This window comes from Cupriavidus sp. C3SS-1, assembly GCF_057073755.1.
Map to the genome: position 1 here is coordinate 1,917,601 of NZ_CP172699.1, position 12,465 is coordinate 1,930,065.

The window sequence follows — 12,465 nt, forward strand, 5'->3', positions numbered from 1 at the left end:
GTTTCTTCGTCGGGACAAATCGTATGTGGAAAGCGCGTCCGGTAATGTTGTCACATGCCCGGACGTGTCCCTCAGTTGAACCAATGTTCCCGTGCCTTCATGATCAGCGCCTTGGCTTCTTCCTCGCTGACGCCTGTCATCTCGACCAGTTCGTCGACGGCCAGTTCTGCCAGGTCGTCACGCGTATGGATATCGCCTTCGGCCAGTTTGCCGATCAGTTCCGGGTTGAGGCCGTCGAGCGAGCGCAGGTCTTGCGACACCTCTTCAACCTTTTCTTCCCGGGCCAGTTCCATCGTCAGGAGCGCATCACGTGCGCGGTTGCGCAGCTCGTTGACGGTGTCTTCATCAAACGCCTCGATTTCCATCATTTCACTGATGGGAACGTAGGCCACTTCTTCCAGCGTGGAGAATCCTTCGTCGATCAGGATATCGGCCACTTCTTCGTCGACGTCCAGCTTGGCCATGAACAACTTGCGCACGACATCGCTTTCCTCGGCCTGCTTCGCCGCCGACTCTTCCTGCGTCATGATGTTGATCTGCCAGCCGGTCAGTTCGGACGCAAGGCGCACGTTCTGCCCGCTGCGACCGATGGCCACGGCGAGATTCTCCTCGTCGACGACCACATCCATGCTGTGCTTTTCCTCATCCACGACGATCGACTGCACCTGCGCCGGCGCCAGCGCGCCGATCACGAACTGCGCCGGATCTTCCGACCACAGCACGATGTCCACGGCTTCGCCGCCGATCTCGTTGCGAACGGCCGTCACGCGCGTACCACGCACACCCACGCAGGTACCGATCGGATCGATACGCTTGTCATGCGCCACCACGGCGATCTTGGCGCGCACGCCCGGGTCGCGGGCTGCCGCCTTGATCTCCAGCAGGCCTTCTTCCATCTCGGGCACTTCGTTCTCGAAGAGCTTGATCAGGAACTCGGGCGCGGTGCGCGACAGTTCGATCTGCGGGCCGCGGGCCGCGCGATCCACGTTCAGGATATACGCACGGACACGGTCGCCGGTGCGCAGATTTTCCTTCGGGATGATCTGGTCGCGTGCCAGCAGCGCTTCCACGCGACCGGATTCGACGATCAGGCCCTTCTTGTCGGCGCGCTTGACCGTACCGGTCATGATCTTCTCGCCGCGATCGAGGTAGTCGTTCAGGATCTGCTCGCGCTCGGCGTCGCGGATGCGCTGCAGGATCACCTGCTTCGCGGCCTGGGCGCCGATACGCCCGAATTCGACGGACTCTATCTGCTGCTCGACATAGTCGTTCAGCTCGATGCTCGGGTTGTCGTCGCGTGCCTCGAACAGCAGGATTTCCTTGTCCGGCTCCTGCAGGCCCTGATCGTCAGGGACGACAAGCCAGCGGCGGAACGTCTCATGCTCGCCCGATTCGCGGTCGATCGCGACACGGATATCCACGTCTTCCTCGAAACGCTTCTTGGTCGCGGAGGCCAGTGCAGCCTCCAGCGCGCCAAATACCACATCCTTGTCGACGTTCTTTTCACGCGCAAGCGCATCGACGAGCAACAGAACTTCGCGGCTCATTGCTTGTTCCCTTTTCTTTGATTTCCTTTGAAGTCGATCACCGGCACCAGGCGCGCCTTATCGACATCAGATACCGTGAACTCCAGCAGCGCCGGACCGTCCTTGCCCTGGAACTCCAGGCCAACCTTCTCGGCGCCAGCCTCACCCGTCGGCTCGCGCAGAATGCCCGTGAAGTTCTTTTGCCCATTGACAGGCAGGCGTAGCGTCACGCGCGCTTCTGCCCCGGCGAAGCGGGCATAGTCGGCCAGTTTCTTCAGCGGCCGGTCCAACCCCGGCGAGGAGACTTCAAGCCGTTCGTAATCGACGTTCTCGACGGTCAACACGTGCGTCAACTGCCGGCTCACCTTCTCGCAATCCTCGATGACGATGCCGGTTTCAGGCTGATCGATATAGACACGCAACAGTCCGGCCGGAGCACGTTCGAGCTCAACCAGCTCGTATCCCATGCCGTTAAGGGTGGTTTCGATCAAATCTGCCAGATGCACTGTATTCCCAAGTAATGGCCATCAACTTCCAGGGCAGGCTGGCTTGCCTGCCCCGCCTGGGACGACATGGGCAAAGCCACCTGCCAGTCAGCCTCCGGCGCACATGCGTCAAACGGGCGAACCAAAAAAAAATGGGCACAATGCCCATCATTCGCCCATCCTCTGGGAGGATGACTTTTTGAATAGACTTTAATTATACGCAGATTATGTCCAAAAGGCAAAAGGGCATGTATCGGCGCCTGATCAGGCCCCGGCAGTGAATGGCCGCCGGGGCTGCCGCTTAGCGGTTACCTCGGTTACCGCCCCGGTTGCCGCCGCCAGCACCGCCGGCGCCACCGCCCTTGCCGCGGCCCGAGCGATTGCCGCCGCCCTTTGCAGCCTTCGGCATCACATTGCCGTTGACATCGCCGCCGCGGCGCTGAGGCCGGCCCTGGCCACCAAGGCCCGCGCCACCCGCACCGCCGCGCCCGCCGCCAGCGCGTCCGCCACCCTGTCCGCGCCCGCCACCCAGATTAGCGGCGTGCGACGTCAGCACGGTGGGACCATGGCTGATATAGCCCATCGACGTCCGCATAGGATCGGGTTGGCCACGGCCCGCACCGCCCTTGTCGACCCGCGGCAGGCCGTCCATACCGGTATGCATGGGCATGCCGGCAATTGCCGCCTCGGTGCGCTGCTTGCGCCCACCGACCTTGGTCATGCCCTTGCCACCCTGCTGCTCACCCCTGCCCGGTACCTTCAGGCCGATGGCATCCATCATCGTCCTGACTTCCGTCGCCTCCAGCTCTTGCCAACGCCCGCGCTTCAGGCCGCGCGGAAGCAGGAACTGCCCGTAACGCGTGCGAATCAGGCGCGACACCGTCAGGCCCACCGCTTCAAACATGCGGCGCACTTCACGGTTACGCCCCTCGGTCAGCGCCACGTGATACCACTGGTTCACGCCCTCGCCACCACCATCCGCAATGCGCAGGAAATTGGCCTCGCCGTCATCGAGTTTGATGCCATGGAGCAGGCGCTGGCGATCTGCTTCCGCCAGCTCACCCAGCGTACGCACCGCGTACTCGCGCTCCACGCCATAGCGGGGATGCATGAAGCGATTGGCAATGTCGCCCGACGTCGTAAAGATCAGCAGGCCTTCGGTATTGAAATCCAGGCGGCCCACCGCGACCCACTTGCCGGTTTTCATGCGCGGCAGGCTGTCGAACACGGTCGGGCGGCCCTCGGGATCCGACTGGCTCACGATCTCGCCGGCCGGCTTGTGGTACAGCAGCACGCGCGGAGGCTTGGAAGAAATCTTGCGATGAATCAGCTTGCCGTTCACCCGGACCTGATCGGCCGGCAGGATCCGCTGGCCGATATGCGCGGGCAATCCGTTGACGGAAACGCGGCCCTGCAGGATCAGCTCCTCCATTTCGCGGCGCGAGCCCAGGCCGCCTTCAGCCAGGACCTTGTGCAGCTTAGGCGCATCGTCGTCCGCGGACAGTTCGCGCACCGGCTTAGCCTTGGTGCGTGGGATGACGGTGTCTTCCTGGTCGTACTGATCCGAGATAACGAAGCGGAACAGGTCTTCGCTGCTCGCGCCCGCCTTCTCGGGACCGGCCGGCCCCTTCCGTTGCGACTGACCACCCTTGCGCGGGCCCTGCTGCCGACCCGCCGACTGGACATCGCCTTCCGGCGTGGCCCGGGCAGTGCGCTGGCCCTGCGGCTTGCGCTTGCGGCCCGCCTGCTCGCCCTTGTCGCCGCGCTCCTGCCCAGCTTGACCGCCTTCCCGGGCCGGCGCATTTTCCGCCCTGATCGGCTTGCGCTTGCCGCGGCCACGCGGGGCCGCACGCCCGCCGGGTTCGCCGGCAGGCCTGCTCTCGCCAGCATCAGCCTGGGCGCCAGATTCGGCTCCTTCGGCGCGATTGCCGTCTCGATCCTGCCCGCCCTGCCGGCGCGAAGCCACCAGGTTGCGCAAGCCGCGTCTCAGCCCCTTCCGGCGCGGCGCCGTATCGGTGCCTGACCCGGATTCTGCTGCGCCGTCGGCAGCCGGTGACCCGGCTGACCGGGTGTCTTGTTCAACGGAATCAGACAAAGTATTCACTATCGGATGTTGCATATTGTTCAGTTGGGCACGCGCTCATCATCATGCTCGCTCGCGTGCGGCGGCGCAGTATCGTCGCCGGATGAATTGCCGCCGTCCTGGTTGCCCGGCGCGCTTTCGGCATGGAAGCCATTTGCCTCGGTCACAGCCGACGCGAGATCTGCCACCTGCATGGCGTCGGCGCTGGCCTGCGCGACGGCCCCAGCCTCGTCAGGAGGTTCGTCGCCAGCAGCCGGCTTGGCGGCATCGGACGACTCACCGGCCGGCGTAACCGGCTCCGGCTCAGGGAAGGCCTCTTCGTCGCCAGCCACCGGCAGCGCCGTTGCCATCTCTTCAAAATCGATCGCCTGCTGATCCAGTAGCGCCGCCTGCGATTGCGCCTGGGCGTCTTCGAGCGGAGGCAGTTCGTCCAGCGTACGCAAACCCAGATCGTCCAGGAATGCCTTGGTGGTCGCATAGAGTGCCGGTCGCCCCGGTACATCGCGGTGGCCGATGACCTCGATCCAGCTGCGGTCTTCCAGTTTCTTGACCACCTCCGTGCTAACCGTCACGCCACGGATTTCCTCTATGTCACCACGCGTTACCGGCTGACGATAAGCAATGATCGCCAACGTTTCCATGACGGCCCGCGAATACTTGGGGGGCTTCTCGGGATTGAGGCGATCGAGGTATTCCCGCATCTCAGGCCGGCTCTGGAAACGCCAGCCGCTGGCCAGTGCCACCAACTCGACCCCACGCTGGCGCCAGTCCTGGCGCAACTCATCAAGCAGGACCCGAACAGTGTCCGCGCCGACATCGTCTGCAAACAGACGGCGCAGGTCGCTCACGCGCAAGGGCTCCTGCGCACAGATCAGCGCAGTCTCGAGGACGATCTTCGCCTCTTGGGTATTCATGTTGGGTGTGCAGCCTGTCTTTGCACCTGCTCAGGGACGAATCCGGAGCCCTGGACATTGTGGATTTAACGGTGCGATTGCCACCGCCATCTCATCGCGCAGCAAACCCGAAAGCGTTTCGCTTCGAGACCGTGCACCTTCTTTTGCTTCGATTTGCCGGGTGTGTTCCGGCAGGAGATTGCCCGGTCACCGGCAAGTACCAGTGCACGAACCTCTTGCACGCGCCCACATGGGCGGACATGGCTTCCGGCGAACGTCCGCCTGGGCCGCAAGAAAAACGAATATCGGGATCAGGGCCAGCAATGACCGCACCACGGTCGCAGAGCCAGCCGGACTTTTGAACAGATATTATGAACCGGATGGACTGCGGAAGGGTTCGGCGCCGAAATGTCGGCTTGCCCGAAACTCCGGACGCCCTTTTTTTGGAAGGGCTGCCAGGCGCCGCTCGGAAACACGCCGCGCGATACCGCAATGCAGGCGATTGTATGGCATTCCCGCATCCGCCTGCAACCACCGCGCACTCCCGCGCCTTCACGGTGGCGTCAAAACACCAGGCAAAAACCATGCTCGGCCAGCGAATGTGGCAATAGCACCGCTCGACCGATTCCCAGGCCGCCGAAGACCATGACCGCCAATCCAGCTCCCATCCTGACGCAACGGCGGCGAGCCCAAGCGCGCAGCAGCCCCGAAAAGCTGGATAGCGCCAGCAAATTCGGTAACGTGCCAAGCCCGAAGGCGCCCATTACCAGTGCACCCGAGGGCGCATTACCGGCCAGTAACGCGAGGGCAAGCGCACCATAGACCATGCCACAGGGCACGAGCCCCCACGCCAAGCCCATGCCGTAGCGGCGCACCAGACCACCGCCTCTCGCCGCCGTGGCCGGAGTTTTGCGGCGAAGCCGGCCGAAGCTTCCGGCAACGGCGGTCCCCGCGCGCGCGCCGAACCGTTCCAGCCACACGATGGAAAACGCTTCGCCGCGTAGCAGGCGCCAGCCAGATACCAGCAGCAAGGCACTCCCGGCGCCAAATAGCCAGCGCTGAACCGGCAGGTAATCCTGGCGCCAGGCCGTCGCCCCCACCGCTCCAAGGATCGCACCGAGCAGCATGTAGGTGGAAATCCTGCCCACATGCATCACCAGCAACTCCAGGAGCCAGTCTTGGGGGCGCCGCACCACGGCAATCGGCACGTCCGCGGCGCGCTGCTCGACTGCGAGGGCAACGCCACCGCACATGGCAGCGCAATGAAAGCCCCCCAGCAAGGCAAGCATGAAAACACTGAGAAGCACACCAAAAGTCAATTGCAACTCCCTACCGCATCACATCGCGCGTTAAAATGCATGCATTGCGCCCTCGCCGCTCATTCCTTGCAGGTTCCAATTGCTAACATCCATCCCCGTCACCGAGATGTCGCCCCGTTGCTCCACTTGCGGCATGGGGCAACTGTGCCTGCCGGTGGGCATGAGCCAGCAGGATCTGCAAAAGATGGATACCCTGGTGCAAGAGCGCGTCCGTGTCCACAAGGGCGAAACCCTGTACCGCATGGGCGATCCGCTGACTGCGGTTTTTGCCATTCGCTTCGGCACCCTGAAGACGCATGTCACCACGGAAGACGGCCGCTCGCAAATCACCGGCTTCCATTTGCCTGGCGAAGTGGTCGGCCTCGACGGCCTGGGTGAAATGCAGCACGCCTCGGATGCCACCGCGCTTGAAGACACGGAAGTATGCGTCGTACGCATGGCCGATCTTCAGACGCTGTCCATGGATCTGCCATCGCTGCAGCAGCAGTTCCTGCGACTGATGGGGAAGGAAATATCGCATGATCAGCTCATGCTCGTCACGCTGGGGTCCATGCGTGCCGAAGAGCGACTTGCCGCGTTCCTGATCAACCTGTCAGAACGTCTGTCCGCACGCGGGTATTCGTCGACCGAGTTCGTCATGCGCATGAGCCGGGAAGAAATCGGCAGCTATCTCGGATTGAAGCTCGAAACGGTCAGCCGCCTGTTCTCACGATTCGCCGAGGCGGGCCTGATCCAGATCCGTCAACGCCACGTCAAGCTCGTCGACATGGAAGGCATCAAGCAAGTCTACAGCCGCTCCTGCTGAGGCCGTCTGACCGCCTTGCCTGGCAAGACGGTCCGCTTCAGCCCAATCACTCCAGCTCGTCCGTTTCGCTGAGCTTCGTCGGCATGGTATAGAGCGTCAATCCGCTGGACAACGCGCAGAATACCCAGGCCAGCAAGAACCCGATCGTATAAATGGCCTCGCGCGAGGCCTCGATCGGGTGGCCGAAGAAATTCAGATCTCCGGGATCCACCACCGAAAACACGGTTGCCGTGGCCACCCCGGCCATCAGGAACGCCGGCCACAGTACCCACATCAGCCAGCGCAGCCTCATGGCCGCCTCGCTTGCGGTGCCTTGGCACTGCCCGGGACCCCTTCTGCTTTCTCGACGACCAGGCCGTGCCGGGACACACCTTCGACTACCGGCCGGTCAGGATGGGTGGAAGCCAGCCAGATGGTTACGCCGCAAGCCACTATGGCCAGCAACGGGCCGCTCATCAGAAGCCACGGCCACGGCTCCTTCCACCACGGATTGCTTTCTTGCATCGTCTTGCCTCCTTCGTCGGCGCCTCACCGAGGCGCTCGCGGTTGGTACGGCGCAGCGCCGATGCGCTGCACCGCCCTTAGCATCACAAATTGCGCGGCACGATGAAACTGGTAGATTGCCTGATTTGCGCACTACCTTGCCCCGAACCTTCGCTTGTCACCGTCACGCTGATCTTGTGCGTACCCTGCGCGGCATCGTCGATCGGCACGCGAATCCGGATCGGCACCAGCTTGTTCGACGTCGGCGCCAGGGCCTTCGCGTCGGGATCGTACTCGACCGTCAGGTTCTTCAGATCGTCGCTTTCGGCCTGCACGCTGATGCGCATGGGTGCCTCGGTGGTGTTGATCAGCTGCAGTCGATAGACGTTCTCAATCCAGCGTCCATCCACCTCACGCCCCAACGCCCCGCGATCGCGGATGATGTCGACCTTCAACGGCGTGCGCAGCGCTAGCGACACCACGAAACCCGCTACCATCACCATCCAGATGACCGAGTAGATGATGGTCCGCGGCCGCACGAGCCGCTTGCGCGCCACCGCGGCTGACAGCGCCTTGCGCATGGCGTTCTCGGACGTGTACCGGATCAGCCCACGCGGGTAGTCCATCTTGTCCATGACCTGATTGCAGGCATCGATGCAGGCGCCGCAACCAATGCACTCGTACTGCAGCCCGTCACGGATATCAATGCCTGTCGGACACACCTGCACGCAAATGCTGCAGTTGACGCAGTCGCCAAGCCCTGCCTGATGATGATCCACCTTGCGCGACCGGCTCCCGCGCGGCTCGCCGCGCCCGACGTCGTAGGTGACCACGTAGGTGTCGCGGTCAACCATCACGCTCTGGAATCGCGCATACGGGCACATATACTTGCACACCTGCTCGCGCATGAAGCCCGCATTGCCCCATGTCGCGAAGGCGTAAAAGAGCATCCAGAACGCCTGCCACGGCCCCAGCGAGAAGCTCAGGACCTGACCGCCAAGCTCGCGTATCGGCGCGAAGTAGCCAATGAACGTGAAGCCCGTCCATAGCGCGACCAGTAGCCACAGCGAGTGCTTGGTCGCCTTCAGGCGAAATTTGCGCAAACTCCACGGATCGCCGTCCAGACGGATCCGCGCGAAGCGGTCACCTTCGACATGCCGTTCGATCCACATGAATATTTCGGTGTAGACCGTCTGTGGACACGCGTAGCCACAGAAGAGCCGCCCCGCAATGGCCGTGAACAGGAACAGCGCCAGCGCGGAGATCACCAGCAGGACGGCAAGATAGATGACATCCTGCGGCCAAAGCACCAGTCCGAAGATATAGAACTTGCGGGCGCCAAGGTCGAACAGCACGGCCTGTCTGCCATTCCATTGCAGCCAGGGCGTGCCGTAGTAGATGAGCTGGGTCAGGAGTACCATCCAGACCCGCCAGTTGGAGAACGCGCCCGTCACCGAGCGCGGGTAGATCTTGCGTCGAACCTCGTAGAGCGTTTCGTCGGAGGTTTCGACAGGCGACGACGCCGGCCCTTGCGGGCCGGCCGTGCGGGCCAGAGGTTCTGTCCCGGGGGCGTTCATGCGCGCGCTCCTTCAGACGCCATGGCGCACCCCGTGCCTGAGTCGGTGATCATTGCCCTGAGCCTCCGGTATTGGAAAGCCCCCAGACATAGGCCGTCAGCATGCGGATACGCTCGGGAGTCAGGATCTCTTCGTGCGCGGGCATGTGGTTGTTGTGACCCTTCAGGATGGCCTCGACAATACTGCCTTCCGAACTGCCATACAGCCACACGTTATCGGACAGGTTGGGCGCGCCGAGTGCCTGATTGCCCTTGCCGGTCGCACCATGGCACGCAGCACAGGTGGACTTGAACGTGCTCTCGCCGCGCGATGCCCGGATCGGGTCGAACGACAGGCCCGACAGCGATCGCACATACTGCGCCACATCCGCTGCGAGCTTGCCGTCGATGGTCGAGGCAAACGACGGCATCACGCCATTGCGGCCCTTCGTGATGGTCTGCTGGATCGTCTCGGGTTCACCGCCATAGAGCCAGTCGTGGTCCGTCAGGTTCGGAAAGCCGCGGCTGCCGCGTGCGTCCGAGCCATGGCATTGCGCGCAGTAGTTCAGGAACAGGCGCTGGCCAATCTCGCGGGCCTGCGGGTCTGCCGCCACCTGCTTGACGTCCATATTCAGGTACTTGGCGTAGACATCGTGCTGCAACTTCTCCTGTGCCTGCTGATGCGCGGCCAGTTCGCCTTGCGTCGAAGTCTTCAGCACGCCCGCATACGAGCCGAGTCCAGGATAGAGGACCAGGTAGACCAGGCCGAAGATGCAGGCCAGCAGGAACATCCACATCCACCAGCGTGGCAACGGGTTGTTCAGCTCGCGCAGATCGCCGTCCCAGACATGGCCGGTGTCATCACCGGCGTTGGCAACCTTTGTGACCTTGCGTTGAGAAAAAAGCAGCCACACGCACCAGACGATGCCGACGAGCGCGATGGCAGCGATGTAGTAGCTCCAGAAATCGGAAAAGAAATCGCTCATGACTAGGTATTCCGGCTCGATGTTGTGTGGGTCTCGTCAGGCAGTGCGAACGGCAGCATGGCGGACTCCTGGTTGGCGGCTTGCCGGCCATTCGACCAGGCCCACCAGCAAATTCCCAGGAATACGACCATCGACACGATCGTGGCAAAAGCGGTCAGCATCGCCATGACTTACTCCTTCGCAGGCGCGGCTGCGGCTGCGTCCACGCGCACATTGCGACGGTTGGTGCCCAATCCTTGCAGGTAGGCGACCAGCGCATCCTCTTCGCTCTTGTTCTTGAGCTCTTCAGGGGCCTTGGCGATTTCCGCCTCGGTGTACGGCACGCCCAGTCGCACCAGTGCGCGCATGCGGGCCTGGATATCATCGGTCGGCAGTTGAGCCTTCTCGAGCCACGGATAGGACGGCATCACCGATTCCGGCACGACATCGCGCGGATTGCGCAGGTGAATGCGTTGCCAGTCATCGGAGTAGCGGCCACCGACGCGCGCGAGGTCGGGCCCGGTGCGCTTGGAGCCCCACAGGAACGGATGGTCGTAGACCGATTCACCCGCCGTCGAGAAATGGCCATAGCGCTCGGTCTCGGCCTGCAGCGTACGGACCTGCTGCGAATGGCAGCCGACACAGCCTTCGCGGATGTAGATATCACGGCCCATCAGCCGAAGCGGCGAATACGGCTTGATCCCGACATCGGGCTTGGTGGTGGAATGCTGGAAGAACAGCGGCACGATCTGCACCAGGCCGGCAATGCTGACCACCAGGATCGTGCAGATGATCAGCCAGCCGATGTTCTTCTCCAGCGTTTCGTGGGAAAAGAAGCTTTGTTTTTCGGACATCGTTTCTATCCTGATGGATCAGTGGGCAGAGGCAGGAATGCTGGCCGGGATCGGCGCATCCACCGCACGCTTGCCGATGATGGTTTTCGCGACGTTATAGGCCATCAGCAGCATGCCGGACAGGAAGCAGATGCCGCCCAGCAGACGGATCAGGTAGAACGGGTACTTGGCCTTGACCGCTTCAACGAACGCGTAGGTCAGCGTGCCGTCGGGCTGCGTGGCGCGCCACATCAGACCTTCCATCACACCGGCGATCCACATCGAGGCGATATAGAGCACCACGCCGATGGTGGCGATCCAGAAGTGCCACTCGATCAGACGAACGCTGTACATCTGCTTCTCGCCGAACAGGCGAGGAATGAGGTAATAAAGCGAGCCGATGGAAATCATCGCCACCCAGCCCAGCGCGCCCGAATGCACGTGGCCAATCGTCCAGTCCGTGTAGTGCGAAAGCGCGTTGACGGTCTTGATCGACATCATCGAGCCTTCGAACGTGGCCATGCCATAGAACGACAGCGCCACTACCAGGAACTTCAGGATCGGGTCGGTGCGCAGCTTGTGCCAGGCGCCCGACAGCGTCATGATGCCGTTGATCATGCCGCCCCAGGACGGTGCCAGCAGAATCAGCGAGAACACCATGCCCAGCGACTGTGCCCAGTCAGGCAGCGCGGTGTACTGCAGGTGGTGGGGCCCGGCCCACATGTACGTGAAGTTCAGCGCCCAGAAGTGGACGATCGACAGGCGATACGAATAGATTGGCCGTTCCGCCTGCTTCGGGATGAAGTAGTACATCATGCCCAGGAAGCTGGTGGTCAGGAAAAAGCCTACGGCGTTATGGCCATACCACCACTGGATCATGGCGTCCTGCACGCCGGCATAGGCGGAATAGGACTTCCACATCGACACCGGCATTTCAATGTTGTTGACGATGTGCAGGATGGCGATCGTCAGGATGTACGCGCCGAAGAACCAGTTGGCAACGTAGATATGCCGGGTCTTGCGCTTGACGATGGTGCCGAAAAAGACCACGGCGTAGGCCACCCAGACGGCCGTGATCAGCAAGTCGATCGGCCATTCCAGTTCGGCGTATTCCTTCGAGCTGGTGATACCCAGCGGCAGCGTGATAGCCGCCGCGACGATCACGAGTTGCCAGCCCCAGAACGTAAAGGCAGCAAGCGGACCGCAGAACAGGCGCGCCTGGCAGGTACGCTGCACGACGTAGTACGAAGTCGCAAACAGCGCGCTGCCGCCGAAAGCGAAGATCACCGCATTGGTATGCAGCGGCCTCAGTCGGCCGAACGACAGCCATGGCGTGTTGAAGTTGAGATCCGGCCAGATCAGCTGTGCTGCGAGCAGCACGCCGACGGCCATGCCGACGATCCCCCAGACTACCGTCATGACAGCGAACTGCCTTACGACGCCGTAATTGAAGGTGTCGACGCGTGAAGACGCGGCTGAGACATCCATTCAGACCCCCACATTAGAAAGATAAACCGA

General features: G+C 62.4%; 13 protein-coding genes. 1 reads left to right on the forward strand and 12 read right to left on the reverse strand.

Annotation, left to right across the window (positions count from 1 at the left end; all coding sequences use genetic code 11):
- Positions 1-71 precede the first annotated feature (71 nt).
- The 5 genes from nusA to ACIGJC_RS08905 all read right to left on the reverse strand — a co-directional run bounded on the left by nusA (position 72) and on the right by ACIGJC_RS08905 (position 6,306).
- Entirely contained in the window at positions 72-1,547 is a 1,476-nt protein-coding gene (gene nusA / locus ACIGJC_RS08885; RefSeq protein ID WP_483708402.1) for a transcription termination factor NusA, read from the reverse strand.
- Positions 1,544-2,032, reverse strand: a complete 489-nt coding sequence (rimP, locus tag ACIGJC_RS08890; RefSeq protein ID WP_483708403.1) for a ribosome maturation factor RimP — start codon at positions 2,030-2,032, stop codon at positions 1,544-1,546. Before rimP ends, nusA begins: the two co-directional genes overlap by 4 nt.
- Positions 2,033-2,312: 280 nt before the next feature.
- On the reverse strand, positions 2,313-4,130 hold the full coding sequence (gene rluB / locus ACIGJC_RS08895; protein ID WP_483708404.1) for a 23S rRNA pseudouridine(2605) synthase RluB: 1,818 nt from the start codon (positions 4,128-4,130) through the stop codon (positions 2,313-2,315).
- Between the two features lie 5 nt (positions 4,131-4,135).
- Positions 4,136-5,008: an SMC-Scp complex subunit ScpB gene (gene scpB, locus ACIGJC_RS08900; RefSeq protein ID WP_483708405.1), complete on the reverse strand. Its 873-nt coding sequence runs from the start codon at positions 5,006-5,008 to the stop codon at positions 4,136-4,138.
- A gap of 542 nt (positions 5,009-5,550) precedes the next feature.
- Positions 5,551-6,306 (reverse strand): sulfite exporter TauE/SafE family protein, encoded by a 756-nt coding sequence (locus tag ACIGJC_RS08905; RefSeq protein WP_483708406.1) that lies wholly within the window; start codon positions 6,304-6,306, stop codon positions 5,551-5,553.
- Positions 6,307-6,385: 79 nt separating this feature from the next.
- On the opposite strand from ACIGJC_RS08905, the gene fnr reads away from it, so the two are divergent.
- A complete protein-coding gene (fnr, locus tag ACIGJC_RS08910) occupies positions 6,386-7,111 on the forward strand; it encodes a fumarate/nitrate reduction transcriptional regulator Fnr (RefSeq protein ID WP_483708407.1) in 726 nt (241 codons plus the stop codon).
- A 46-nt stretch (positions 7,112-7,157) separates the two neighbouring features.
- On the opposite strand, the gene ACIGJC_RS08915 is transcribed toward fnr, so the two are convergent.
- From ACIGJC_RS08915 to ccoN, 7 genes are all read right to left on the reverse strand, one after another.
- The gene (locus ACIGJC_RS08915) at positions 7,158-7,403 is read right to left on the reverse strand and encodes a hypothetical protein (protein WP_483708409.1); all 246 of its coding nucleotides are present in this window, start codon (positions 7,401-7,403) and stop codon (positions 7,158-7,160) included.
- Positions 7,400-7,615, reverse strand: coding sequence for a FixH family protein (locus tag ACIGJC_RS08920; RefSeq protein WP_483708410.1), 216 nt, complete (start codon positions 7,613-7,615; stop codon positions 7,400-7,402). The genes ACIGJC_RS08915 and ACIGJC_RS08920 overlap by 4 nt, the downstream gene beginning before the upstream one ends.
- An 83-nt stretch (positions 7,616-7,698) precedes the next feature.
- Entirely contained in the window at positions 7,699-9,171 is a 1,473-nt protein-coding gene (ccoG, locus tag ACIGJC_RS08925) for a cytochrome c oxidase accessory protein CcoG (protein WP_483708411.1), read from the reverse strand.
- Between the two features lie 49 nt (positions 9,172-9,220).
- Positions 9,221-10,135 (reverse strand): cytochrome-c oxidase, cbb3-type subunit III, encoded by a 915-nt coding sequence (gene ccoP, locus ACIGJC_RS08930; RefSeq protein WP_483708412.1) that lies wholly within the window; start codon positions 10,133-10,135, stop codon positions 9,221-9,223.
- Positions 10,136-10,137: 2 nt separating this feature from the next.
- Positions 10,138-10,302, reverse strand: a complete 165-nt coding sequence (locus ACIGJC_RS08935; RefSeq protein WP_483708413.1) for a cbb3-type cytochrome oxidase subunit 3 — start codon at positions 10,300-10,302, stop codon at positions 10,138-10,140.
- A 3-nt stretch (positions 10,303-10,305) separates the two neighbouring features.
- Positions 10,306-10,968 (reverse strand): cytochrome-c oxidase, cbb3-type subunit II, encoded by a 663-nt coding sequence (ccoO, locus tag ACIGJC_RS08940; RefSeq protein ID WP_483708415.1) that lies wholly within the window; start codon positions 10,966-10,968, stop codon positions 10,306-10,308.
- Positions 10,969-10,986: 18 nt separating this feature from the next.
- Positions 10,987-12,435 (reverse strand): cytochrome-c oxidase, cbb3-type subunit I, encoded by a 1,449-nt coding sequence (gene ccoN / locus ACIGJC_RS08945; protein ID WP_483708416.1) that lies wholly within the window; start codon positions 12,433-12,435, stop codon positions 10,987-10,989.
- Between the last annotated feature and the right edge of the window lie 30 nt (positions 12,436-12,465).